The organism is Siphonobacter aquaeclarae, assembly GCF_900103285.1.
Classification (GTDB): domain Bacteria; phylum Bacteroidota; class Bacteroidia; order Cytophagales; family Spirosomataceae; genus Siphonobacter; species Siphonobacter aquaeclarae.
In genome coordinates this window covers 91,379-114,920 of sequence record NZ_FNGS01000001.1, presented here as the reverse complement: position 1 = coordinate 114,920, position 23,542 = coordinate 91,379, and the positions used below count along the sequence as shown (strand labels likewise).

The window sequence follows — 23,542 nt, the reverse complement described above, 5'->3', positions numbered from 1 at the left end:
TTATCGGCACAAAAAATCTGAATACAATCCTTAAACCTCTTAATAGCGCCAACATGAGATTTATTTTTATTCTGTTTTTTATTCTGCATACAACGATCTATTTATCCGCCCAGTCGATCAGTTCTGCGGCGGTTGATTCGCTGGTTGCACAGACACAAAAAGCATTCGATGTTCCCGGTATTGCCGTCGCCATCATCAAAGACGGCAAGATAATCCATTCAAAAGGATACGGCGTTCAATCACTCGTCACCAACAAAAAAGTGGATGAACATACACTATTCGGCATAGCGTCCAATACAAAGGCATTTACTTCCACAGCCCTGGGTATATTGATAGATGAAGGCAAGCTTACCTGGGACACTAAAGTCACCGATATCATTCCCGAATTCAAGCTGTACAATCCATATGTAACGGAAGAATTTACCATCCGGGATCTCCTTACGCACCGGAGTGGTTTAGGGCTCGGAGCAGGAGATTTGATGATATGGCCGGACAGTACCCTTTTCTCAAAACAGGATATCATTCGAAATTTACGTTATCTGAAACCCGTTTCCGGATTTCGGACGAAATATGACTATGACAACCTGCTCTATATCGTTGCGGGAGAAGTCATCGCCAGGGTATCCGGCATAAGTTGGGAGCGTTTTATCGAAACGCGTATTATGAAACCGCTTCAAATGACAGGCAGTGCGGCATCGATAAGTCATATCAAGGATAAATCTGCCATGATAAGCCCTCATGCCCCGTTAAATGGCAAAATCCAGCCGATACAAAACCACATCAGTGAACAGGCCAATGCAGCCGGCGGTATCTGGAGCAACCTCACAGATATGTCCAGGTGGGTACTGATGCAGTTAAATGAAGGCAAATACGGCGATAGTCTTTCCCGAAAACTGATCAGTGCCGAGGTCCATAGTGAAATGTGGACGCCTCAAACCATCATACCGGTTCGTACTGTATATATCCCCTATAAAACCCGGTTTGCTTCCTACGGACTGGGGTGGAATATCAGCGATGTTGCCGGGTATAAGCAGGTCATGCATACAGGCGGCCTGGCTGGTATAGTAACGCAGGTCTTACTTTTGCCGGAATTAAAACTTGGTATCATTGTACTGACCAACCAGCAGGCAAGCGGCGCATTTACAGCCATTTCGAACACGATCAAGGATTGTTACCTGAATATCAAAACGGAATGGGTGGAATTTTCACGTAAAAAACAACTTCGGGCAGAAGCTTATGAAAAGCAGGTAAATGAGAATGTCTGGAAACAGATCCGCGAACAGCAGCAAATCAAAGGTAACATTGACTTGCACTCTTTTACCGGAACTTACAGGGACGAGTGGTTCGGTGATGTAACCATTTCTTTAAAAAATGATAAGCTATGGTTTAGAGCTGCCAGATCGGGAAAACTGAACGGAGAACTCCTTCCTTACAAAGGAAATACCCTGGTAGCAACTTGGAACGACCGGAGTATGAATGCCGACGCTTACGTCGTGTTCAGCCTGGATAAGGATGGTCGGGCATCCGGCTTTCGCATGGAAGCAATATCGCCTCTGACAGACTTTAGTTTTGATTTTCAGGATCTCGAATTTAAAAAAGTAACGCAACGTCAGTAAGCGTACATTGGCACATCATCGTCTTATTGATCAATCCCCTTAAAGGTGGCGAAGAGTCCGGTATTGACTCGGCAGTTCACCGAAAATCCGCTTATAGGCAGCCGTAAAATGTGCGTGGTTTTTGTAGCCGGCCAGGTAGGCAATTTCGCCGATGGGCCGGCTACCGTCGCGCAGCCATTCCTGCGCCTGCTCCATCCGCCGGGCGGTGACATATTGGTAAATCGTGGTTCCGAACTGCTCCCGGAACCCCCGTTTGAGCTTGAACTCATTCAGGCCGATCAAACGGGAAAGCTCTTGAATACCAGGCGGTTTTCGGAGCGATTCGTCGAGTATTTCCCGCGCTTCGAATAGCTTGTCTTCGTCTCTTCGACCGGAAATCCGGCCAACACGGCCGGTATCAAACTGCTCCAGTTGCAACATCAGCAGTTCGAGTATCCCCGCCTCCCAGAACAGGCGCTTGAGGGTGCCCGAGCGCTGGCATTCCCGCAGCGACCGAATGATTTTCCCCATTTCCGGCGTTACGATGCCCGTTTCGGGAGCGAGGTAGTAACGATCTCTCCGGGTGAAAAAACCGGCGTGAAGCGGACTGTCGGCCTCCACCAGGCCAAAGTAGGTTTCGGTCGGTATCACAACGGTAAAATAGGCAATGGGCCGGTCGCCGGGCGTCAGTTCATACGCACTTTCCGAAGCCGGTACATAGGCGAGGCTGTGACGGCCTCCTTCCAGAATATGCTGCTTCCCGGGACCGTGTATCGTCAGCCGGCCATCGGCTTCTGTGACAAAATGCAGTTGAATCGCCTCTCCGGTGGTTTTCTTTTCGAGTACTGTCGGCCGGGCGACATCAAAATCAATATCGCAGGTGAAGTACGGGCCGGTTACCGTCTGCGTTTCGCTGATCGTCCCGATGGTTTCGTGCTGCAGCAAAACGTCTTTTTCTACTGCTCCGCCCGGGGTACCGCCCGCCAGTGTTTGCCGGCATAACTGGTAATCGGTCCCTTTGACTCGTACGTCTATCTCCATTCAAAAAATCCGTTTCGCGTTAGTTTTTATCCCGATTGCGATAACGCACTCCGGGGTTGGTGCGTCAAATTTGCATAATTTTTAATTAATCTAAATAACGAATCAGCATTTTCAACCGCTTCCCACTACACCGTATGAATCGTTTTTTCCTTTTGGCGTGCCTGATACTGCTGACCTTCAGTGCCTGGAGCCAGGTATTGGAAGGCCGCGTCACGGCCGAATCCGGCGAACCCGTTCCTTCCGCCAGCGTTGTACTGGAAGGTACCCGTTGGGGTACTGCGACCAACGAAAACGGCCATTTTACGTTATCCGGGGTTGCGCCCGGCACCTACCAGCTGCTTGTTTCCAGCATCGGGTATAAACCGAACAGTCGCCGGGTAGCCATCCGCGAAGGACATACGCACCGTGTCGCCGTGGTCCTGCAGGCGGCTGCCGGCGATCTCGAAGTCGTTGAAGTATTCGGCGCACGCGGGAAGCAACCCGAAAAGCTGGATGCAATTACCCGTCTTCCGCTCAAACCCAGCGATCAGATTCAGAGTATTTCGGTGATTTCGGACAAGCTGATCGAGCAGCAGGGCGCGCTGACGGTCATCGAAGGCGTCCGGAACGTACCCGGGGTTTACACCTATTCGACCTATGGCGGGGTAAAAGAGAGTATTTCCTCGCGCGGGTTCCGCGGTATTCCGACGCTGAAAAACGGCGTGCGGGTCATGACTGATTTTCGAGGAATGGGCTATCCCACGGATATGCAGGGTGTTGAGAATATTCAGGTAATGAAAGGGGCTACCTCGCTGACACAGGGCCTCGGTCAGGCCTCGGGTCAGGCAACGGACCTTGGCGCACCGGGCGGACTCGTCAACGTCGTCACCAAAACACCGAAATTCACGAACGAAGGCGCGGTATCGCTGCGCGCAGGCTCCTGGGGTCTCTTCCGTCCGACATTTGATGTACAGGGTTTATTGGGTGATTCGAAGAAAATCGCCTTCCGCGTCAATGGCGCTTACCAGACCGGTGGCAAGTTCCGCAAAGGGATGGAGTACGAATCTTTCTACGTTAACCCTTCGCTGGCTATCCGTCCGGACGATAAAACCCAGATTACGCTTGAGATGGACTTCTACAACGTCAATCAAACCATTGACGCGGGTACGGTAAACCTGTCAGTCGGAAATGTCGCCAACCAGATCTATGACATTCCGGACGACCGCATGCTGGGTTTCAAAACGGACATCTCCACCTCGAAGCACAGTACCTACACCGCGAGTTTCAAGCGGTACCTCGACGAAGGCAACAAACTCTACGTCCGCGGTGCGGTTTATCGCTCTGTTTTTGATACAGACGCCGTCCGTACTTCCCTCACGGCGCTCGCAGCGAAGAAAGATACCAACGACCGGCAGGTAAACTTCTACCGTCGTTCCATCAGCCATAACCTGCCGCGTCTCGACAAAAACACGGTGATTCAGTTTGACCTCGTCGGCGAAGAAATCGAAACCGGCGCCATCCGGCATACGTTCATGGTCGGCGCAGATTACAAAATGACCAACCTGACCGAGACGTCCTACAATACGATCAACATTCCGGGAATCATCAACGTGTTTGATCCGTCGACGATTTCCAATACCCTGCCCTACAACACGCCGAACTTCACCAAAACCGGCGAAACCATCAGTACCACTACCAACATGGGGATCACCGCGCAGGATGTGATTTACCTGACTGACTGGCTGAAAGCGTTTGTCGGCGTTCGGTACAGCACCAACCAGAGCTCGTCTCCGCTGAATCCCGGTTTCACCCGTACCCATTTCTGGAACCCGCTCGGAGGAGTTATGGTGACGGTGAAGAAAGGCCTCAACCTGTTTGCTTCGTATACCAACAGCACCCGGCCCGAGAATGTCAGCCAGGTGGATGAAAACGGCAATACCTTCGGCAACGGGTTTGTCAACCAGCTCGAAGCAGGTATCAAGTCAGATTGGCTCAACAACCGCCTGCGTTTCAACCTCACCCTGTACCGCATCGAACAGAAAAACCTGATCGAACAGCTGTACGACGTCAACAATAATCCGGTTACGTCCAACGGCCGCTATGTCTACCGCGCCAGCGGAGACGACCGCCGTCAGGGCATTGAAGTCGAACTGACGGGCCGCGTACTTCCCAACCTGGAGGCGATTATCGGCTATTCCCTCATCGACGCGAAATACCGGAATACGGTTGTAAACGTCGAAGGATCAGCGCCCAACAACACGCCGAAACATACCTTCAACGGCTGGCTGAACTATACCGTAGACCGTGGCGTACTGAAAAACCTGATGATCGGAGCAGGCGTCTACTACCTCGGCGAGCGCCCGTACAACGACTGGACGCAGGTCGGGTACCTCACCCACGGCCTCGATACCAGCAAAGAGCCCTGGTACAACAAAGCCTACACGCTCGTGAACGCCCAGGTTGGCTATCAGTTCAACAAGCAATGGGGTATTCGCGCACTCGGCAACAACCTGTTCAATACCGTCGGGTACGATGCCTACCGGACATCGTTCATCGACAAAATACAGCCCCGCAATTTCTCCGGGGTTGTCACCTACCGGTTCTAAACACCTGACGATGGAGACGGGCGCTGCGGCGCCCGTTTTTTTTGGGGAGGTTGACTCACTTTTCCCGCTTTCCGAACCGCGTTCGGGCGTCAGGCGGGTGTTCTGCTGCTCCGGCATATCCGGCCAATTAAGGGCAGGTACGGGTATTTTTCCGGGGACGATTCGGCGGGTAGTCCGTATTTTTGGGAAACTACCTGCCAAGTCCATGGGATATTTCAGCCAGACAGTCGCCGTACCGCCCGAATGGGAGGATGTTTTCGCGCCGCTGTACTTCGCCCGGAACGATGACCCCGTCCCTGTTTCACACCGGCTGCTGCCGAACCTGCGCACGCTGCTGGTATTCAGCCTCGGAACGCCCGCCAGTCTCTCATGGCAGGGGGAAGAAATCATCGTTTCCGGGAGTATCGTCCTGGGTCCGCTGCGGGAAACCCTCCACTATACCCTGCCGGCGGGGAGCGATATCGTGGTCGTGAATTTCCGGTTCGATGCCTTTTACCGGTTTTTCGGGCCTTCGCTTCATTCCTGGGTACCGAGGCAGTTGCCTGAAGCCCTCGGCCATTGCTTCGCCGGGCTGCGGGAAGACCTTCGGTCACTCGCCACGCCGGAAGACCGCGCCGCATGCATACTTGCTTTTTCGGCGACCTATCTACGCCAGCGGGAAAACCCCGCTGAAAGGCTGATAGAGAGCGGAGTATATGACCGTCCGCTGATCAAAGCCGCGGCGGCGGGCGCAGGGCAACACCTCCGGACGGTCCAGCTTAACCATAAAAAGTACCTCGGCTATACCGCCAAGGACATGAGCCGGTACCAGCGCTTCCGGGAAGCGCTCCGGTTTCTCGACGAAAAAGTCGAAAAACGGGTACCGGTCGACTGGTTCGAAGTCGTCGAAGCCGGTGGCTATTACGATCAGAGCCATCTTATCCGTGATTTTCAGTATTACCTGGGCGTTCCGCCGTCGCGGTTTCTGACGCTTCGGGACCAGCTCTGTGTCGCCGTCGGATAACCATGTCGTCCATCCCTACCTACGATACATCCGGATTCCGGAACCGATTCATGCCTCTGCCGGAAATCGACGCGCTGCTGCATCCCGATCCGGCGCGGTTTTTCATCGTGCGGATAGAAGACATGTTTCCGCATGTTCACCTGCCCGTCCCGCCGGTGCGGTCTCTCTCACATAGTTGCCTCTTCGTAACCAGCGGTGAAGCGATCATGCAGATTGGCGGGGACCGGTATACGGCGGCGGCGGGGCAATTGCTGTTCGTACCGGCCGGTCAGGTATTCTCGTTCGGTACGCCGGACGTGAACACCGGCTATCTGCTTCATTTTCACCCGGATATCCTGTCGGTACGCTTTGGCGCAAGCGCGGCTGATTTTCCGTTTCTCGGTCCGGGAGACAACCTGCTGATCCGCCCGGAAGAACCGGCCTGGATTGAGCCGCTGCTGGTCCGCCTGCTGGATCTGTACACGCGGACCGGCCTTCAGTCCCTGTCGCTGATCCGCTCGTACCTGATGACGTTTCTTTATGAAGCGGCGCGATACCGGGATCAGGAAGAGAGCCTCTTTCCGCCGACAGCCGCCCAGCTTCTCACCCGGCGGTTCAAGGCCTTGCTTCATAAACATATCCGGGAAGAACACCGCGTGTCGGCCTATGCCGGGAAGCTGAACGTCACCCCCAACCATTTGCAAAAAGCTGTCAGGGAAGCCAGCGGGGAATCGCCGACCAAGTGGATCGACCGGACGCTGCTGCTGGAAGCCAAGGTCCTCTTGTACCAGACTTCCTTACCTGTTTCGGAAATCGCTGCGGAGATTGGCTTCTCCGATCCGTCCTATTTCACCCGCATGTTTCGCAAGTATGAGGGCGTGACGCCGCTTGTTTTCCGGAAGAAGATGGAAAAGTCCTGATTTCGGCGGAGTGCGTCCTAGCCGTGAAAGGGAGTTGAGCCGTTGTTTTGCAGGGTTCATTCAAGATCCCTCTATGTACGCGTTTTTGTTAACCCTGCATTCTCTGCTGCGCTGGCTGGTTGTCCTGAGCCTTTCGTATGCCGTTTTTATCGGTTTCCGGGGATGGTATACCGGTCGGGTATTCGCCCGCCGGGATAATTTCATCCGGCATACTACTGCCACCCTGGCCCATACACAGCTTACGGTAGGCTATCTGCTGTATTTTAATAGTCCGGTGGTCACCTATTTCCGGTCTCAGTTTTCGGAAGCGCGGAAGCAACCGGATCTCCTCTTTTTCGGCCTGATTCACATCGCGCTGATGACGCTGGCCGTCGTGCTGATTACCATCGGCTCGTCGGCCGCCAAACGGCAGGTCACCGACACCGCCCGTTTCCGAACCCTGGCTATCTGGATGGGAATCGGGTTTCTTATCCTTTTTGCGGCCATTCCCTGGCCTTTCTCGCCACTGGCCCAACGGCCGCTGCTTCGCTCATTCTGATGAAATCGAAACTTCGCTTCCTGCGCGTGGTCGGCTTTCTGGAGGGTATTTCCCTGCTCCTGCTCGTCGGCATCGCCGTTCCCCTGAAGTACCTGGCCCAAGACCCTTCCTGGGTAAAGGCGCTGGGGCCTGTACACGGACTGCTCTTTTTGCTATTCGTACTCAACACGCTGTCTGTCGGCGTAGAGCTCGGATGGAAATTCCGGACCACTACCTGGAAAGTACTTCTTGCCTGCGTCGTACCCTTCGGGACGTTTTACATCGACCGGAAGATACTTCGCCACGCCCGCTGAGAAAAGGAAAGGCGACCGGATGGTCGCCTTTCCTTTTCTTAAAGCCGGATAAACTCTACCCGGCGGTTATTGGCCTTTCCGGCCGGCGTATCGTTGGAATCAGTCGGTTCGGATTCTCCTTTTCCGTCGGCTTCGATGCGTTCTTTCGGAATACCGAAAACCGTCGCCAGTGTCTCCCGGACGGATTCCGCCCGGCGTTTCGATAAGTCAAGGTTGGCGGCATCCGCACCGTCAGAATCGGTGTGTCCGACAACTTTCACCCGAACAGACGCATTCTCTTTCAATACATTGGCAATATCCTGCAAGGTCCCGAACGATTCGGGGCGGATCTCGGCGCTGTTCACACCAAACGTAATTCCGCGGGTGCTGAACTTGCCTTCGGTGATGAGTTTGTTTCGGGTATCCGGCGCGCCGACAGCCAGCTGAATATTACCAACGAAGAAGGCGCCGTCTTTTTTATCAAAATCCGGAGCATAGGCCGAAAAGGCCAGGCTGTTCAGCAACGCACCGGCGTCGAGCGCGCGGGGCAAATCCAGTACTTTCGTGCTGTCGAGGTATACACGGACCCGTTGCTTTTGCCGCCAGAGCGACAGGCGCACGTGGTTTTTAACCGGAACATTGAATTGCGGCAGGCCGCCCCGGTGCTGCGAACCGATGACGTTGCTGGAATAATCCATGTCACCGCCGCCCGAGGATTTTGGGATGAGGTGAAGCTTGAAGTTGGGTGTCGACGAAGTCGCATCGTCGTCCCCCCACTCAAATTTCTCGTCGGTCGTTTTGGCCTGGAACAATGTCAGTGTCAGCTTGCCGATATTCGAGATACCGTTGGTGGCCATGATATCAGCCGTCAGCGTGAAGTTTTCCGGAAGGTCCTCTTTGAGGTATTCGGGATAAAACACGCCGTCCTGCGACAGGCGCAGCCATTTTCCGGGGCGGTTACTCACCGTCACCACCTCGGCTCCGGAGCGGGTATTCCATTGGTCGGGAAAGTCGCCCACGGCATCCTGCGCAAAATCCTCCTGAATGATGATTTTGTCTCCGGGAATAAAATCAAAGCGGGAATACGAGGTAATGCTGACGGGTGCAACCGGCCCGGAGGAAGCAGTACCCGGCGCCGCGGGGGTTTCTCCTGGTTTCGAAGCGACGGGCCCGTCGGCCGGAGGCGTTTCAGCCGGCGCGTCCTTCTTTTTTTTACGGGTGGTCTGATCGATGGTCTCGTCGATCTTTTCGTTGACTTTCTGCTGAACCTTGTTGCGGATCCGGTCGAAAATCTGGGCCTGGGAAGGAAGAACTCCCAGGGAAAGCGTCGTGAACAGGATAAATTTTTTCATGGTCGGTCCGTTTCCCCGGCCTGACGGCCGGTTTCTCGCCCCGAAATTAGCCGTGTCCACGGCACATTTCCTTCCTTTTCACTTAATAACCGGCAGATTTCTGTTAATAAACGGAAAAGCGTGACAAACGGCGGCAGAGCCGGACGGATATCCGCCCGGCCCTCTCCAACCGGAACGCCTCCGCCGGTGTCCCACCGGCATGAAAACCTTCTTCCGCTTTATTCTGATGATGAGCCTTTCGTCGTGCGGGGTGACTGAGAAAAAAGTCTGCCTGCCGTACAAAGGGCGGTTATACGGCACGGGTTGCCGGGCTCCGCTTGTCCGGGTAACCAATGCCGATGTTCGTTCCCGTCATCCCGACGGTACAGAAAACGTGGTGGAAGTAACCGGTCTCCGAACCGATCAGCTTCCACCCGTTTTCTGGTTCGACTTCCGCGACCAAACCTCCGCTGATTCAGTCACGGCGTGTCGGGAAGGCGTGGAAAGGACCGTCGTCCTGACCCGTTTCTCCACTTCACCCTGCACCATTCCCTGATTATCTGCGAATGATGACTTTACGGGTTCCCTGTTCGAGCGATGTTTTCAGGACGAGCAGGTACTCGCCATTCGGGAGAGCGGAGAGATCGATGTCGCGACGGCCGGAAACGGCGTAGTCGCCGAACTTCCGGGAGTCGGCGGAGTAAACCGAAACCCGGAGATCTTTGTCTCCGCTTAGGGAGAGCTGCCCGTTGCCCGGGCTGGGATAAACAGATACGCTGCGAAGACTTTCGTTGAAAGGAACGACGGACAATGTCTGGGAAAAGGTCATTTTACCATCGTTGTCCACCTGCCGGAGCCGGTAGTAGGACGTAGTAATGAGGGCTTTATCCTGGAAGGCATAGGTTGTCCGCCGGGTTGTGGTACCCTGGGCCTTTATCGTTCCGATGGTTTCGAACGACCGGAGGTCGGTGCTTTTCTCTACGGCAAAGTAGGCGCTGTTTTCTTCCGAGGCAGTTACCCAGCTGAGGCTGGCGGCGCCGTCGCGTTCGTTGGCGCCAAAAGAGACGAGCCGCACGGGCAGGGATGTTTCGCCGCCGCAGAAAAGTTTGTTGGGAACGGCTCCGTCAAACAGACCGAACAAGGTCAGGTTATTCATGTTAACTTCCACGTTTTGTCCGGTTACATTCCAGACGAAAAGGCGAAAGGTCATCGTTGTTCCTCCCGGAATGGACACATTGACATTGGGGGAAAAGTACTTGGTCCAGGCCGTTGTCAGATTAGTGGCGGGGAGCAATACCGTCCCTGGGAATGTGCCGGTGAGGCTGTATTCCAGTTGGATAGCTGGCGGGGTACCGTTGCCGTTTCCCAACCGCGCGTCAAACCCGACCTGACCAAACGTCACGGTATGACCTGCCGGAACAGTAAAGGAAAATTCGATGTATTGATTCGCGTTTCGGGAGGTGAAATTGTCCCATTTTTTTGCAGAAAGGTATTTATCCTGTCCGGCAACCTGCCCGTTTCCAACGGTATTGGAATTATCCGGTCCGGCCAGTGTAACATTCGCTCCGGTAACTGTTGCCGGGTTGGTATAAATCTGAAAATCCTGTCCATTTCCCTGAGCTCCGGAATCGAAGCAATATACGGCTAACTGAGCATGTACAGAAGGGAGATAACAGGCTATTAAAAGGAGAGATGTAAGGATCTTTTTCATAAGTTGAAAGGGGTTAATCCGGTGTATTAGGCATGACAATTGCGGTCGGTCTGTTCGCAGACCGAAAGCAGTAAAACCGCGTCCTGAGCTGTAGAGAGCCAGGAGGAGAGAATCGATTAAGGCAGGCGGATAATTAGAAAATAGCGCGTATCTTCACTAAGCAAAGGCAATCGCCTTTCCTTTTCCGATCACGCAAAAAATCAACAACCGGCGGGAGAACGAAGAAAAAGCAAAAGGGCTAACTCTTCCTTTTTACAGGAAGTTTTAAGGGTTAATTCAACAGCAAATAGAGATAGTGCCAAGCCCTTCAGGCTCAGTATGAATCAGCAAAGGCGGAAAGTAATTTACACGGCGGGAGAATGCTGATTTTCCGGACAAGGCATGAAGCGGAGATCCTTCCGTAAAAACCTGTCTCAAAAATAACAGTCGTTACTAATTCTGCAAATTAAATTTGTATCATATACTACTTTTTTGTCGCCAATTTCTAAAACAACACTGGTTCTATGCGTTCTGAACGGCTCCGTCTGTCCTCCCGTTTCCTGCTTATTGTGCTCGCCTTTCTTCCTTTCGGGGCATTTTCCCAGCGAAGTATGGCCTTTACTTTCGATGATCTTCCCGCTGTATCGGCCCGGTATGCCACACCGGCCGGGCAGGATACGCTGACCAAACTGTTGCTGGGCCATCTCAAACAGTATGGAATCCGGGCAACCGGCTTCGTTATCGGCGATGCGCACAATCCGCTGCTCCGCCAGTGGCAGGACGCCGGCATGGAGCTAGGCAACCATACCTACCGGCACACTGATTTTCACCATGTTCCGTCTGCTGAACACCTGGAAGATATCCGTCGGGAGCATCAATCGCTCGTCAGCGCCGGCTACAAACCGCGCTACTTCCGCTCGCCTTACCTGCACCGCGGGCATTCTGTCGCACGGCAGGACTCCCTGAAGGCGCTGCTGAAAGAACTGGGATACCGGGAAGCGCCGACCTCTATCGACAACGCCGATTATCGTTTCTCAGCCGCCTATGATAAGGCCCTGCTGGCCGGAGATACTGCCGCAGCCCGTCGTATCGGTACTCAGTTTGTCGAGTACCTCCTGCGCTGTATCACCTATTACGACGCCCAGGGCCAAGCCCTGACCGGCCGGTCTGTGTCACATATTCTCCTGCTGCACGCCAATACCCTTAATGCGCACTGGCTGGGGGTTTTGCTCGGTCGACTGCAGGCCCGAGGCGTACAGTTTATTTCCCTCGATCAGGCGCTGACCGATCCTGTTTACGCGAGTCCGGATACCTATACCGGCAAGGGAGGTATCTCCTGGATTCACCGCTGGGCGCTGACACAGGGGAAAAAAGGAGCGTTTTTTGACGGTGAACCCGAGGTACCGGCCGGACTTTAGCCGACAATACCGGCATTTGCCGTACTTTCGGGCATATTTTTCCGACAAGTACTGTGAAGATTTCGCCACTCCGCTCGGTTCGGGTTACCCGATATGTCACACCTCTGCGCGAAGGCGGCTCGCTGCCGGCTATCGTCGAGGCCGATGACGGCTTTTTATACGTGCAAAAATTCCGGGGCGCCGGCCAGGGGCCCAAGGCGCTCATCGCTGAACTGATCGGCGGTGAGCTTGCCCGTTTTCTGGGTCTTCGCATTCCTGAAATCGTCTTTTCCGACCTGGACCCGGCGCTGAGCCGGCTCGAGCCGGACGAAGAAATCCAGGACCTGCTCCGCGCGAGCGGCGGCCTGAACCTGGGCGTGCACTACCTCTCGGGATCCAGTACGTTCGATCCTGTCGTCAACGATGTAGACGCCCTGACAGCCTCGCGTGTGGTATGGCTCGACTGCCTGATTACCAATGTCGACCGAACGGCGCGCAATACCAACCTCCTGATATGGAACCGGGAGCTATGGCTCATCGACCACGGCGCTTCCCTCTATTTTCATCATTCCTGGGAAAATTGGGAAGAACAAAGCGTGCGGCCCTTCGCGCAGGTGAAGGACCATGTCCTGCTGCCATACGCATCGCGGCTGGAGGAAGTGGACGCGGAGTACCGGGCGCTCCTCACGCCGGAGGTATTCCGGGAACTCGCCGATCTGGTCCCCGACGAATGGCTCGACGACCCCGCCTCCCAGCGCGATGTCTATGCGAAGTTTCTCACTTCCCGCCTCGCCCACTCGTCGGTTTTTGTTAATGCTGCCCTTTATGCCCGAAATGCACTTGTTTGAATACGCTGTCATCCGCCTGGTTCCACGGGTAGAACGGGGAGAGTTTCTGAATGCCGGCGTCATTCTCTCGTGTCCGTCCCAGGGATTTCTGCATACCCTTTATCAGTTCGATGAAGATCGTTTGCGCGCCTTCGGCGCGCCTGAGGCCGATTTTGCCGAATGGAAGGAGCGCCTCTGCGCGTTTCAGAAGATTTGCGCCGGAAGAAAGGAAGGCGGCCCGATCGGTCAGTTGCCGGCGTCGGTCCGTTTCCGGTGGCTGACGGCCGCGCGGAGTACCGTGGTGCAGACCTCTCCCGTCCATACCGGATTGTGCGAAAACGCAGAAGAGACGCTTGCGCGCCTCTTCCGGGAATTGGTACTGTGAACGTTACATCCAGTCCCACGCGCTTCGGTACGCGTCGTGACGCTCGGCATAGGCAATAAATTCTTCGTAGTAAGGAAGGACGGACAAGGTTCCGCTGTCGCCGACAACCACCAGCTTTTTCCGGGCGCGGGTCATGGCGACGTTCATCCGCCGGATATCGGACAGAAACCCGATTTCTCCTTCGGTATTGCTGCGTGTCATACTCAGGTACACGATATCCCTTTCCTGGCCCTGAAAGCTATCGACCGTATTGATAGCCAGCCTGTTGCCCAGCTCTTTGAGTGCCTGGAAATGGGGTAGTTGTTCGTTCAGGACGTTGACCTGCTGCTTATACGGCGCGATGACGGCGATGGTCGGGAAGTTTTCCTGCGTGTAGTGCTTTTGCGCCGCCGTTACCAGGTCGGTCAGGTGCCGGAGGACCAGCGATGCCTCTTCCGGGTTGGTGACGCTGGTGCCTTCCGGCTTTTCGTCAAATCCGCAGCCGGCGGTATCCACAAAGGTAAGCGGAGCTTCTCCGGCAAAAAGTACCTGATCGGCGACGCCGGCGTAGGCCTTGAGCCGTCCATCGTAAAAAACATCGGAAGAATACCCCATGATGACCTTGTTCATGCGGTATTGTTCTTCGAGCAGGACAACAGCCTCGGGGTGCAGCTCCACGCATTTTTCCAGGAGCGTACGGTTGAGCGCCGCAGCGCCGGACGACTTGACCGTCGGCGGCAACTGGCAGTGATCTCCTGCCATAATCACCCGTTTCGCTTTTCGGATGGAAATCCAGCAGGCCGGCTCGAGCGATTGACCCGCCTCGTCAATAATAACCGTATCAAACGTCAGATCCCGAACGGTGTAATGATTACTTCCGACGAAAGTGGCTGTCACCACCTGGGTTTTTGTCGTAACATCTTCAATAATATACTGCTCCATCGCCTCTACCTCTTTCATGATCCGATGTGCCTCGTCGAACAGCGCTTTGCGCTGCTCACGTTCTGCCTTTCCGAACTGCCGCTTGTATTTATGCGCCATGTTCTTGAATTCGGAGGCTCGCTTTTTGAGCGTTTTAATCTCTTTGATACGGGCGTGATCGGACATTTTGCTGTCGAGCGTCAGCGACTGCAACCGTTCTGACACGCGTACCGGGTTTCCGACACGGAGAACCGACATGCCTGCTTCGGAAAGCTTTTCGCTGAGCAGGTCGACGGCCGTATTGCTCGGCGCGACGACGAGAATCTGCTTCCGGTCCCGCTCCCACAGCGCTTTGATCGCCTGCACCAGGGTCGTGGTTTTGCCGGTACCGGGAGGGCCATGCACAACCGCCAACTCGTTGGCGGACAGTATTTTATTCACCGCGTCCTGCTGAAACGTATTCAGTGTCGGAAACGGCAGCGCGCTATGCCCGAAGGTCGGAAAGGTTTCTCCGGTCAGTACCTGAAAAAGGTGGCTTTTTGCTGTCTCACGGGAGGCTTTTTGCAGGGCTTCCTGCATTTCGTCGTAACTGTTGTCGTCAAACAGCAGGTTGACGCCGAGCTTTCCATCGCGTGACCAGTCGGGCAGTTCATCCGTCCGCAACGTAATGCGCATCCGGTTGCCGCTCTGGTGATTAATGACGGCTTCGATCCGGTACTCTTTCGGATCGTGGTTGGAAAACAATTCCACCGGCATTCCGAAGCGGAACTGGTGTGGTAATTCCTGATGGGTAGTGCGTTCGAGCTCCACGCTGAGGTAGTCGCCCCGGGTCATTTCCGTCCCCCGGATGGCAATCGGGTACCAGGCAAGTCCGGTGGCACGGCGTTCGGCTGCGGAGGACGACTCCGTCTGTTTCAGGTAGGCTTGTTTGTCCTCTTCCCGTTCAATTTTCAATAGGGCTAACAGCCGCTCGAAATACTCCATGCGGCAAAGGTACGACCGCTTTTCGGCTTCCGTTGCCTATTTTTAAGGACCTGTCCGTCGTCTCTATGCGTCCCTTTCCCGGAATTCCCTACGATTATCCTCCCGCCGCGGCTTACTACCTCGCCGAGGCGTCGATCTATGGATTGTTTCTTTTATGTCTGATGGATGCACGGCGTCGCAGCCACCACGACCTGGCCTACCTGCTGGGCGGCGTTCTTTTCGGCGTCATGCTGGAGTACCTGAATATCGCCGCCAATACCGGCTATGTCTACGGCAGGTTTGTGATTATGCTGGGGAAAGCGCCGAAAGACGTGCCGCTGTGCATCGGCATAGGCTGGGGAATCATTATGTATACTGCCCGGCTCGTGACGAATGCCCGGCCCTGGACGCCCGTTGTATCGGCTGCGGCGGATGCATTACTCGCTTTTCTGATCGACCTGGGGATGGACGTGGTGGCGTATCGCCTGCATATGTGGCATTGGGACTGGGAGTCCCGGCATCTGGATCCGCTCACCGGGCAATGGTTTGGTATCCCCTACGGCAATTTCTACGGCTGGCTGTGCGTCGTCTTTTGCTATTCATTCTTTTTCCGGTTACTGGAACGAAGGCTGAATGCCTGGGCAATCGCGCCGGCGGCGGTTCTTCTTTCCCAGGGAGCGTTGTGGCTGCTGATCCATACCCTGCGGCACTTTGTCAATCAGGTATTCGGGTGGCCAACGAAGGTACTGTTCATTGCCGCGCTCGTGATACTGCTGGCGATCTGGCGGGGCAGACGCGGGTCGGCAACGGAACCGCTGCCGGCCGTCGCCTGGCTCGTACCCGCCTGGTTTCACGGGTATTTTGGTAGCTGGTTTTTTCTCGGGGGATTTTCAGGCGAAAATCCCCTGCTTACCGGTTGGACGGTCTTCTTTCTCCTTGCGGGAAGCGTCGTGCTCTGGCGGGTTCATCGAACAGGGAGTACAGGGTATTAGCTCAGTTCGGCAAACTCTTCGTCGCTTAGTTCAATTTCGGCGGCGCGCATGTTTTCAGCCAGGTGATCCACAGATTTTGTTCCGGGAATGAGGAGGATATTCGGCGCGCGTTTCAGCAACCAGGCCAGGGCGATCTGTGCCGTCGTAGCCTTGTGCCTGGCGGCGATAGCCCCGATTTTGTCTTCCAGCTTCTGCGGTCCGGAAGCCAGCGGATACCACGGGATGAAGGCCATATTCCGCCGTGTGGTGTAGTCAAGTACTTCCTCCCACTGGCGATCTCCGAGGTTATACCTGTTCTGCACCGACACAATCGGGAGTACTTTTTCGGCGCGTTCGATCTGTTCAATCGTCACTTCCGAAAGCCCGACATGCCGGATTTTTCCGGCGGCGACAGCCTCCACTACCGGCCCGAGCGTTTCTTCCACCGGCACTTTCGGGTCAATCCGGTGCAGCTGCCACAGGTCTATCGTATTGACATGCAACCGTTTGAGGCTTCCTTCTATCTGGCTGTGGATGACGGCCGGCTCGCCGTTCGGCACCCAGGTACCCGGTCCGGGCCGGTCGAACCCGCCTTTTGTAGCGACTATTACTCCCGGCGCATAAGGATACAGGGCATCCTTGATGAGTGTTTCGTTGTAGCGGGGACCGTAGGCTTCCGCCGTATCAATGAAGTTGACGCCGGCCGCTACGGCTGCCCGGAGTACGGCAACGGCGTTATCGCGGTCGACAGCGTCGCCGAATACGCCTTTTCCCGATAACTGCATGGCGCCGTACCCGAGGCGGTTCACTTCCAGGTCTCCTCCGATTCTGAACGTTGACATAGGCTTAGTTGGATGGAATTACAGCACCTGCTCAAAAAAAGTATTCCCGCAGGTCGCTGGACACTGCGGGAAACCGGAGGAGGAGCAAAACAGTTCGGACGTCAGCGAAGCGGTTCCGGACTGTCTTTCGGCCGGAAAGGGTCGAAATACCGGATACCCAGTCGCTTAAACCGTTGCAAATGAGCCGGTAACCGCTGTTCAAACGCGGCATAATCTTTCTCCCGGCTCCACGCTGCCTCGGCCAGCGCCAGGATACGGGGGAAGGTCATGAACTCCATCCGCTCGGGCGTGGCGACGGTCTCCGTCCACAGATTCGCCTGAATACCTTTGATCAGTTCCGGAGAACCATAGCTCGCCGGGTTGAAGGCATATACCTCCCGCAGCGGGTTGAAGCGCCCTCCCCATTTTCGTCCGGAAACATGGGTACTGTCCTGTACAAAATCATAGTAAAACGGCAATCGCGGGCAGAGTACCACCGGGTACTTCTTTTCGAGCGCCGCCCGAAGCTGTGCGGGCTGATCGTGCCGCCACCAGAAAACCAGGGTATTTTCCGGAGATAGTCCTGCCTGGGTTACTTCATCCCAGGCCAGGAGGCGAAGATTCCGTTTCCGGAGGGTATCGGCCATGCGGCGGAGGAAATAATGTTCGACGTCCAGCGCGGTCTTATAGCCGTTTTTGGTCATCAGCTGCGTAATCGCCGGATCTTTCAGCCACTTATCGTTTCCGAAGCTCACTTCATCACCCCCGATATGCACCATGCCGGAGGGAAACAGGACGTCTACTTCCTTAAGAATATTGGACAGGTACCGGTAGGTTTCTTCTTTACCCGGATTGAAGGTAAACTCGGGGTGCTTGTCGGATCCGCCGCCGCTATAGGCCGGATAAGCTTTATTGGCTGCCGTGGCATGCCCGGGCATGTCAATTTCCGGAATCACCTCGATGTGCCGCTCGGCGGCGAATGCGACAATCTCCCGGATATCTTCCTGGGTGTAATACTGAGCAGGCGCCAGGGAATCAGACGTTGTGCCGACACCGCCGAACAGCGTCAGGCGGGGGTACTGCCTGATCTCGATCCGCCAGGCCGGCTCATCGGTCAGGTGCCAGTGGAAGCGGTTCAGCTTGTAGTAAGCCATTTGCTCGAGCAGGCGTCTTACGACTGTTTTCCCGAAAAAATGCCGGGATTCGTCGAGCATAAAACCCCGCCACTCGCAGGCCGGCCGGTCTTTGATGGACCAGCAGGGTACGATTCGTTTTCCATTCGCCAGTTGAAGAAAGGAAACGGCGCCATAAAATGCGCCCGCTTCATCCGGCGCGGAAATGATAACGCCGCGGGGCGTCATACTGATTTCATAGGAAGAAGCAACTGAGCTGGATCCTTTCCGGAAGATAATACCGGGCTGGCTTCCCGTGCGGGTCGTCCGGACGCCCGTTTCGGCCAGCAGGCGATTGCGGAGGTATGCCGCAGTACCTGAGAAAGCGGGCTCTGCCGCGATGACGGGCGTTTCGTCCGTTAATAAAAAAGATCCTGAGACAGCCTGATAGCTGACCGGCACGGGAATAATCGGCGGCATGTCAGCGGCGAAGCCCGGCAAGGCGAGCGCAAGGAGGATTATCCGGAAGAGAAATCGGTACATGTCGTTAATCGTTTCGGCTGGCGGCGGGGGCCACGTATTGCCATTCACAGGTATCGGAAAGAGCGCCTGAACGTACGTCGATCCGGTTCGCGCCCGGCTTGAGGGTAATCGCGGGCCAGGTAATCCGGTGCAGCCCGTCGGCAGCGCGGATACCCTGCGACACGCCGTTGACGAACAGCTCGGCTTCGCGGACGTTGGCGAAGACTTTCACCGGCACCTGCGGACGGGTGCGCTCCCTGTTCCGGCGTTCGGCAAGGTATACAAAGGGCTCTGAACTCCAGTTGGCCTTGTAGAAATAGAAGGCGTCCTTCCTTGTACGACGGTCGTAGCTCACGAGACCCTTATCGTTGATGGCGTCATGATCGCCTTCCGTCCGGATCGACGAGCCGAAATCGGCGAGTACCCAGACGTATTTTCCCCAGACAAAATCTCTTTTTTGGAGCTCTTCCCAGTTTTTTTCGTGATAATAAGTCTGCCATTCTTCCGGGTGAAAACGGCCGGAAGGGTCGACGGGCTTGAGGTCTTCGGTATGTTTTTCAGGACTGGCGCCAGCGCCGTACTCGCTGACGCCGATGGGTTTCCGGGGAAATTCGGCGTGCAGTTTATCCGCCCAGGCGCCGATCTGCTCCGGCTTGCCGCCGTACCAGCCGTAGTATTTGTTCCAGGCAATCAGGTCTGAAACGCCGTTGAACGTCGGGTTGTCGAGAAAACTGGCGCAGGTGGTCAGACGGGTCGGGTCTTCTTTTTTAGCGAGACGCCCGAGGGAGGTCACAAACGGAACAGGATCGTCGTAGTCAAGTTTCAGCTCGTTAAATAGTCCCCAGAAACACACGGAAGGATGGTTATACCGCTGCCGGATCATTTCAGTCATAACCTGACGGCCATGCGCCTCCAGCTCCGCACTTTTGACATACCCCATACCCGTATAGCCGCCCGGGCCAACGAGCGGAATCTCCGACCAGACGACAATACCTGCCCGGTCGCATAGTTCATACCAATACTTGCCGTGCGGGTAGTGGGTCAGGCGGACGGCCGTCGCGCCGCTTTCGAGCACCAGCTTCATATCTGCCTCATAATCAGCCGGGGTATAGGCCGATCCTTTTCCCTGCATGTCTTCGTGGTAGCCGAATCCGTGGAGGTCCAGGTGAGTACCGTTCAGGAAAAAACCTTTTTCCGGGTCGACGTAGTAGTACCGCAGGCCCAGCGGCTCTTCGGCACTATCCAGAACGCGGGTACCGTCGACCAGCTCCGTGCGGACCGAATACAGGTACGGATCGGCCTTTGCCTGCCACAGGTGCGGGTTTTTGAGGGAAAACAGCTGGTCTTTGCCAGCAGCGGAGGTTTGCTCTGCTACCGTTTTTCCCGCTGCGTCGACAATGCGGGTATGTACCTTAAGTGTTGCTTTCGGTTTTTGTAGCGACAGGCGGGCTGCGACGCGGACATCCGCGGAAGTACGCGAGACGTTCGTTTGCGTTACATACACGCCTGATGTAGCATAGTCGAGTGGAGACAGGCAGTTCGCTTCCTTCACCAGCAGGGTAACGGGCCGGTGAATACCTCCATACACGTTGAAGTCTCCGGTGAGGGGCAGGACGTCGAGGCGATGTTCGTTGCTGACCTGCACCGTGATTTTATTGTCGGCGCCCACGCGGACAAAAGGTGTGATTTCCAGGCAGAAAGCCGTATACCCGCCGTGATGCGAACCCACGCGCTTCTGGTTCACGAATACATCGGCGACGGAATTGACGCCGTCGAACCACAAAAACAGTCGCTTGTCCTTCCACTCCTCTCCAACGTGCAGGTTACGGATGTAGATGGCAGACGTACGGGTATAGTCCATCTTCCCTTCGGCAACCTCTCCGGCATTCCAGGTATGCGGCAGGGTGACGACGGGATTTTTGAGTTTTTGCCGGACGTCGTATGAAAAATGAAATTCCCAGCCTTCGTTCAGCGGCACGCGGTCCGAAGCCTGAACGAGGGTAGTCGTCAATAACAGGAAGAAAAAAAGGAAACGAAGCATCGTCTTATTGGTAAATGCGGACATAGTCCACGTAGAAGCGAACCGGCAGGATGCGGTCGTCGAGGCGTCCGCCCAGGTTTTTCGGATTTCCCAGCGCCAGGTTCAGCATCAGGAAAAACTCTTTCTGAAAGGGGTTGCCGGCGGTCCGGTTATCCGCCTTTTTCAGCTCGTAGGTAAAGTACTTCAAATCGTCGTAATAAAAATCCATGTGATCTTCTGACCACTCAAGGGCATAGACGTGAAAATCGTCATACGGCGCGCCGACGGACGGCTTCTTGCCTTCCATTCGGTACTTCCCCGTAGAATCGGCATAATGGACGGTGCCATATACCAGGCTGGAGTCCTTTCCGACAAATTCCATGATATCAATTTCTCCGCAGAAGGGCCATTTGGTACCGGGATAGTTTGCCCCTTTCATCCAGATCGCGGGCCAGGAGCCCAGGCCTTTGGGCACTTTGGCGCGTACCTCGAAGCGTCCGTATTTCCAGGCGTGTTTGCCGAGTGTAATCAGGCTGGCGGAGGTATACGGGATTTGTTCGCCGTCACTGAAATCCGTCTCCTTGCGGGCTTCGATGACGAGCATACCGTTTTCAACGCGGGCGTTTTCGGTCCGGTCGACGGTATAGTACTGAGGTTCTTTGTTTCGCACGAAGCCCTTTTCATAGGTCCATTTGGAAGGATCGGGACGGCCGTTGCCGTCGAACTCGTCGGACCAGACAAGTTTACGGGCCGACGGCTTCTGGGCATAGAGACAAGCCGGGATAAGCAGAAAAAAAAGCAGAAGACGGGTCATCGCGAAGCGGGTAGCAAAAGGCCGGGCGGCGCTGCGCGCCGCCCGGCAAGTGGTATTAGTTGATCCAGCCCGGGTTTTGGGTCAGGGTCGGGTTCATCTGAATTTCGGTCGGCGGAACGGGCCAGGTTTCGAGGTAGTCGCCCTTGAGGTTGTAAGGTACTACCACGGCGCCCCAGATCTGCTTCACGCCGGATCCCTGGGCAAATACCTTGGTTTTCCAGGTACCCCAGCGAAGTTCGTCGAAATAATTGATGCCTTCGTTCGGAAATTCCCGGCGGCGTTCGTTACGCACGCGCTCGCGGAGGTCGGCCTGGTCTTTCACCGTCGTCGCTGCCGACGAGTTCAGCAATGCTACGCCGGCGCGGGCCCGTACCTGGTTCACCAGTGCGGCTGCGTCGGTCAGCTGCCCCAGCTCGGTGAGGGCTTCGGCCCACATCAGCAGTACGTCGGCATAGCGGATGATCGGGAAGTCGATCGGGCCGTACTGCCGGTTGATGAGTTCGGTCGAACCTTCGTACACAAACTTCCGGTACAGGTAATAGAACTGACCCTTGGTATCCGTCGCCAGGTCCAGTACGGGCGGGTTTTCGTTCCGGTTCGGCCAGCGGGAGGTGAAGGTCTGGTCGGCGCCGTTGATGGGGCGACCCACGTACGTCGCATACGGCGTAATGACGTTGAGTTTCAAACGGGGATCCCGGCTTTCGTAAGCCTTCTTGATGCGCTCTTCATTACCGGAAGGCAGGTAGAGCGACATGTCGAGACCCTTATTTTTGAACGTCGTGATTTCGGTATCTGTCAGGTTATTCCGGAGGAAAAACACCTCCCGTTTGGCAACATCCATCTTGGTATATCCGGGTAAAACATCGTCCCAGTTGAAATTGGAGCCGTCGGCATTTTCATACAAATCAACCAAGTTAGGCGATACGTGGAAGGTGTTCCATCCCGCCCCGGCAGTAGAACCCGACCCAAACGACGAACGATTGCCGCAATACCATTGCGTTGTTGATCCATATCCGTCTACTCCAATATTCTGTATGGAAAAGATCATTTCATCGCATTGCTCATTTATTTCCTTGAACAGAGTCCGATAGTCGGAGAAAAGCAGGTAGCCGGCTTCTTTCACTTTCGCGAAATCAGCGGCAGCTTCGGTCCACTTTTTCTGGTAGAGGTAGGCTTTTCCGCGGAGCGCATACGCAGCACCCTTGGTGACGTGACCATACTGACCGGCGCTTTTGGCATACTTGGCCGGCAGGTTAGGTTCGTTGATCGCGTCAGTGAGGTCCTGAATGACAACTTCCCATACTTTGGCTTCTGTCTCGCGGCCTTTCGTCATGTTTTCGACGGTGACCGGCTCCAAGTATATGGGTACCCCTTTGTATAACTGGTTGAGACGGGAGTAGTAATAGGCGCGGAGGACTTTGGCTTCGGCGATGTACCGGGCTTTCTTTTCGGCCGGCGACGGTGAGATCTTCGGCATATTCACAATGGCGTCGTTTGCCCTGTGAACGCCTTCGTACATCTCTTTCCAGACGTTACTGAAGAGTCCGCTGGAGGCGGCTACGGTCCCGTTGACTACTTCGTCCCCACCTGTCGTCTGGCCTGTAAAGCCCAGCCGGTCAAAGTGATACAGTTCCCGGCCCGAAGCGCCGGAGTTCGTAATTCCCTGGCGGAGAGCCTGATATACGCCGGTGATACCGAGGTCGGTCAGGTTGTCCGTCGTCCACATATTTGCCGAGCTGATCGACCCGTACGGAGTAGTATCGAGCAGGTTCTGCCGGCAGCTGCCCGCCGTCAGCATCAGGGCTATCAGCAGCCCTGCGGGTTTGGCGATTCCCTCGAAAAAATTCCTTTTCATC

General features: G+C 55.3%; 20 protein-coding genes. 11 read left to right on the top strand and 9 right to left on the bottom strand.

Features of this window, described 5'->3' with window-relative positions; all coding sequences use genetic code 11:
- Positions 1 to 53 precede the first annotated feature (53 nt).
- The gene (locus BLR09_RS00420; RefSeq protein WP_093196429.1) at positions 54 to 1,616 is read left to right on the top strand and encodes a serine hydrolase; all 1,563 of its coding nucleotides are present in this window, start codon (positions 54 to 56) and stop codon (positions 1,614 to 1,616) included.
- Between the two features lie 39 nt (positions 1,617 to 1,655).
- On the opposite strand, the gene BLR09_RS00415 is transcribed toward BLR09_RS00420, so the two are convergent.
- Positions 1,656 to 2,636: a helix-turn-helix transcriptional regulator gene (locus BLR09_RS00415; protein ID WP_093196427.1), complete on the bottom strand. Its 981-nt coding sequence runs from the start codon at positions 2,634 to 2,636 to the stop codon at positions 1,656 to 1,658.
- A 134-nt stretch (positions 2,637 to 2,770) separates the two neighbouring features.
- Between BLR09_RS00415 and BLR09_RS00410 the strand changes: the two genes are divergently transcribed.
- The 5 genes from BLR09_RS00410 to BLR09_RS00390 all read left to right on the top strand — a co-directional run bounded on the left by BLR09_RS00410 (position 2,771) and on the right by BLR09_RS00390 (position 7,954).
- Positions 2,771 to 5,221 (top strand): TonB-dependent receptor, encoded by a 2,451-nt coding sequence (locus BLR09_RS00410; RefSeq protein ID WP_093196425.1) that lies wholly within the window; start codon positions 2,771 to 2,773, stop codon positions 5,219 to 5,221.
- 205 nt (positions 5,222 to 5,426) lie between these two features.
- Positions 5,427 to 6,224, top strand: coding sequence for an AraC family transcriptional regulator (locus BLR09_RS00405; protein WP_093196423.1), 798 nt, complete (start codon positions 5,427 to 5,429; stop codon positions 6,222 to 6,224).
- Positions 6,225 to 6,226: 2 nt separating this feature from the next.
- Positions 6,227 to 7,123, top strand: coding sequence for an AraC family transcriptional regulator (locus tag BLR09_RS00400; protein ID WP_093196421.1), 897 nt, complete (start codon positions 6,227 to 6,229; stop codon positions 7,121 to 7,123).
- A gap of 73 nt (positions 7,124 to 7,196) precedes the next feature.
- Positions 7,197 to 7,661 (top strand): hypothetical protein, encoded by a 465-nt coding sequence (locus tag BLR09_RS00395; protein ID WP_093196419.1) that lies wholly within the window; start codon positions 7,197 to 7,199, stop codon positions 7,659 to 7,661.
- The gene (locus BLR09_RS00390) at positions 7,661 to 7,954 is read left to right on the top strand and encodes a DUF3817 domain-containing protein (protein ID WP_093196417.1); all 294 of its coding nucleotides are present in this window, start codon (positions 7,661 to 7,663) and stop codon (positions 7,952 to 7,954) included. The genes BLR09_RS00395 and BLR09_RS00390 overlap by 1 nt, the downstream gene beginning before the upstream one ends.
- A 38-nt stretch (positions 7,955 to 7,992) precedes the next feature.
- On the opposite strand, the gene BLR09_RS00385 is transcribed toward BLR09_RS00390, so the two are convergent.
- Positions 7,993 to 9,285, bottom strand: coding sequence for an OmpA family protein (locus tag BLR09_RS00385; protein ID WP_143010970.1), 1,293 nt, complete (start codon positions 9,283 to 9,285; stop codon positions 7,993 to 7,995).
- A gap of 199 nt (positions 9,286 to 9,484) precedes the next feature.
- Here BLR09_RS00385 and BLR09_RS00380 point away from each other — a divergent pair, with 199 nt between their 5' ends.
- Positions 9,485 to 9,820, top strand: a complete 336-nt coding sequence (locus BLR09_RS00380; protein ID WP_093196412.1) for a hypothetical protein — start codon at positions 9,485 to 9,487, stop codon at positions 9,818 to 9,820.
- Here BLR09_RS00380 and BLR09_RS00375 read toward each other — a convergent pair whose 3' ends face one another.
- Complete coding sequence (locus tag BLR09_RS00375; protein WP_093196410.1) at positions 9,821 to 10,975, bottom strand: T9SS type A sorting domain-containing protein; 1,155 nt, start codon at positions 10,973 to 10,975, stop codon at positions 9,821 to 9,823.
- A gap of 503 nt (positions 10,976 to 11,478) precedes the next feature.
- Between BLR09_RS00375 and BLR09_RS00370 the strand changes: the two genes are divergently transcribed.
- The 3 genes from BLR09_RS00370 to BLR09_RS00360 are packed head-to-tail and all read left to right on the top strand — an operon-like array spanning position 11,479 to position 13,563.
- A complete protein-coding gene (locus BLR09_RS00370; protein ID WP_093196408.1) occupies positions 11,479 to 12,372 on the top strand; it encodes a polysaccharide deacetylase family protein in 894 nt (297 codons plus the stop codon).
- Positions 12,373 to 12,431: 59 nt separating this feature from the next.
- The gene (locus tag BLR09_RS00365) at positions 12,432 to 13,199 is read left to right on the top strand and encodes a HipA family kinase (protein WP_394331396.1); all 768 of its coding nucleotides are present in this window, start codon (positions 12,432 to 12,434) and stop codon (positions 13,197 to 13,199) included.
- Positions 13,177 to 13,563, top strand: a complete 387-nt coding sequence (locus tag BLR09_RS00360) for a DUF3037 domain-containing protein (RefSeq protein WP_093196403.1) — start codon at positions 13,177 to 13,179, stop codon at positions 13,561 to 13,563. Before BLR09_RS00365 ends, BLR09_RS00360 begins: the two co-directional genes overlap by 23 nt.
- Positions 13,564 to 13,566: 3 nt before the next feature.
- Here the strand turns inward: BLR09_RS00360 and BLR09_RS00355 are convergent, their stop codons facing one another.
- Positions 13,567 to 15,447: an AAA domain-containing protein gene (locus BLR09_RS00355; protein WP_093196401.1), complete on the bottom strand. Its 1,881-nt coding sequence runs from the start codon at positions 15,445 to 15,447 to the stop codon at positions 13,567 to 13,569.
- Between the two features lie 65 nt (positions 15,448 to 15,512).
- On the opposite strand from BLR09_RS00355, the gene BLR09_RS00350 reads away from it, so the two are divergent.
- Positions 15,513 to 16,418: a carotenoid biosynthesis protein gene (locus BLR09_RS00350; protein WP_093196398.1), complete on the top strand. Its 906-nt coding sequence runs from the start codon at positions 15,513 to 15,515 to the stop codon at positions 16,416 to 16,418.
- Here BLR09_RS00350 and BLR09_RS00345 read toward each other — a convergent pair.
- From BLR09_RS00345 to BLR09_RS00325, 5 genes are all read right to left on the bottom strand, one after another.
- Positions 16,415 to 17,239: an aldo/keto reductase gene (locus BLR09_RS00345; protein WP_093196396.1), complete on the bottom strand. Its 825-nt coding sequence runs from the start codon at positions 17,237 to 17,239 to the stop codon at positions 16,415 to 16,417. The genes BLR09_RS00350 and BLR09_RS00345 overlap by 4 nt on opposite strands.
- A gap of 101 nt (positions 17,240 to 17,340) precedes the next feature.
- Complete coding sequence (locus BLR09_RS00340; RefSeq protein ID WP_093197756.1) at positions 17,341 to 18,873, bottom strand: beta-N-acetylhexosaminidase; 1,533 nt, start codon at positions 18,871 to 18,873, stop codon at positions 17,341 to 17,343.
- A 4-nt stretch (positions 18,874 to 18,877) separates the two neighbouring features.
- The gene (locus BLR09_RS00335) at positions 18,878 to 20,893 is read right to left on the bottom strand and encodes a glycoside hydrolase family 2 protein (RefSeq protein ID WP_176785388.1); all 2,016 of its coding nucleotides are present in this window, start codon (positions 20,891 to 20,893) and stop codon (positions 18,878 to 18,880) included.
- Between the two features lie 4 nt (positions 20,894 to 20,897).
- Complete coding sequence (locus BLR09_RS00330) at positions 20,898 to 21,686, bottom strand: glycoside hydrolase family 16 protein (protein WP_093196392.1); 789 nt, start codon at positions 21,684 to 21,686, stop codon at positions 20,898 to 20,900.
- A 55-nt stretch (positions 21,687 to 21,741) separates the two neighbouring features.
- Positions 21,742 to 23,541 carry a RagB/SusD family nutrient uptake outer membrane protein gene (locus BLR09_RS00325; RefSeq protein WP_176785387.1) on the bottom strand — a complete coding sequence of 600 codons (1,800 nt, stop codon included), beginning with the start codon at positions 23,539 to 23,541 and terminating at the stop codon, positions 21,742 to 21,744.
- Position 23,542 lies beyond the last annotated feature (1 nt).

Excerpts from the sequence above, each read along its gene's own strand:
- BLR09_RS00420 (WP_093196429.1), top strand. The coding sequence starts at position 54 with ATGAGATTTATTTTTATTCTGTTTTTTATTCTGCATACAACGATCTAT.
- BLR09_RS00415 (WP_093196427.1), bottom strand. The coding sequence starts at position 2,636 with ATGGAGATAGACGTACGAGTCAAAGGGACCGATTACCAGTTATGCCGG.
- BLR09_RS00410 (WP_093196425.1), top strand. The coding sequence starts at position 2,771 with ATGAATCGTTTTTTCCTTTTGGCGTGCCTGATACTGCTGACCTTCAGT.
- BLR09_RS00405 (WP_093196423.1), top strand. The coding sequence starts at position 5,427 with ATGGGATATTTCAGCCAGACAGTCGCCGTACCGCCCGAATGGGAGGAT.
- BLR09_RS00400 (WP_093196421.1), top strand. The coding sequence starts at position 6,227 with ATGTCGTCCATCCCTACCTACGATACATCCGGATTCCGGAACCGATTC.
- BLR09_RS00395 (WP_093196419.1), top strand. The coding sequence starts at position 7,197 with ATGTACGCGTTTTTGTTAACCCTGCATTCTCTGCTGCGCTGGCTGGTT.
- BLR09_RS00390 (WP_093196417.1), top strand. The coding sequence starts at position 7,661 with ATGAAATCGAAACTTCGCTTCCTGCGCGTGGTCGGCTTTCTGGAGGGT.
- BLR09_RS00385 (WP_143010970.1), bottom strand. The coding sequence starts at position 9,285 with ATGAAAAAATTTATCCTGTTCACGACGCTTTCCCTGGGAGTTCTTCCT.
- BLR09_RS00380 (WP_093196412.1), top strand. The coding sequence starts at position 9,485 with ATGAAAACCTTCTTCCGCTTTATTCTGATGATGAGCCTTTCGTCGTGC.
- BLR09_RS00375 (WP_093196410.1), bottom strand. The coding sequence starts at position 10,975 with ATGAAAAAGATCCTTACATCTCTCCTTTTAATAGCCTGTTATCTCCCT.
- BLR09_RS00370 (WP_093196408.1), top strand. The coding sequence starts at position 11,479 with ATGCGTTCTGAACGGCTCCGTCTGTCCTCCCGTTTCCTGCTTATTGTG.
- BLR09_RS00360 (WP_093196403.1), top strand. The coding sequence starts at position 13,177 with ATGCCCGAAATGCACTTGTTTGAATACGCTGTCATCCGCCTGGTTCCA.
- BLR09_RS00355 (WP_093196401.1), bottom strand. The coding sequence starts at position 15,447 with ATGGAGTATTTCGAGCGGCTGTTAGCCCTATTGAAAATTGAACGGGAA.
- BLR09_RS00350 (WP_093196398.1), top strand. The coding sequence starts at position 15,513 with ATGCGTCCCTTTCCCGGAATTCCCTACGATTATCCTCCCGCCGCGGCT.
- BLR09_RS00345 (WP_093196396.1), bottom strand. The coding sequence starts at position 17,239 with ATGTCAACGTTCAGAATCGGAGGAGACCTGGAAGTGAACCGCCTCGGG.
- BLR09_RS00340 (WP_093197756.1), bottom strand. The coding sequence starts at position 18,873 with ATGTACCGATTTCTCTTCCGGATAATCCTCCTTGCGCTCGCCTTGCCG.
- BLR09_RS00335 (WP_176785388.1), bottom strand. The coding sequence starts at position 20,893 with ATGCTTCGTTTCCTTTTTTTCTTCCTGTTATTGACGACTACCCTCGTT.
- BLR09_RS00330 (WP_093196392.1), bottom strand. The coding sequence starts at position 21,686 with ATGACCCGTCTTCTGCTTTTTTTTCTGCTTATCCCGGCTTGTCTCTAT.
- BLR09_RS00325 (WP_176785387.1), bottom strand. The coding sequence starts at position 23,541 with ATGAAAAGGAATTTTTTCGAGGGAATCGCCAAACCCGCAGGGCTGCTG.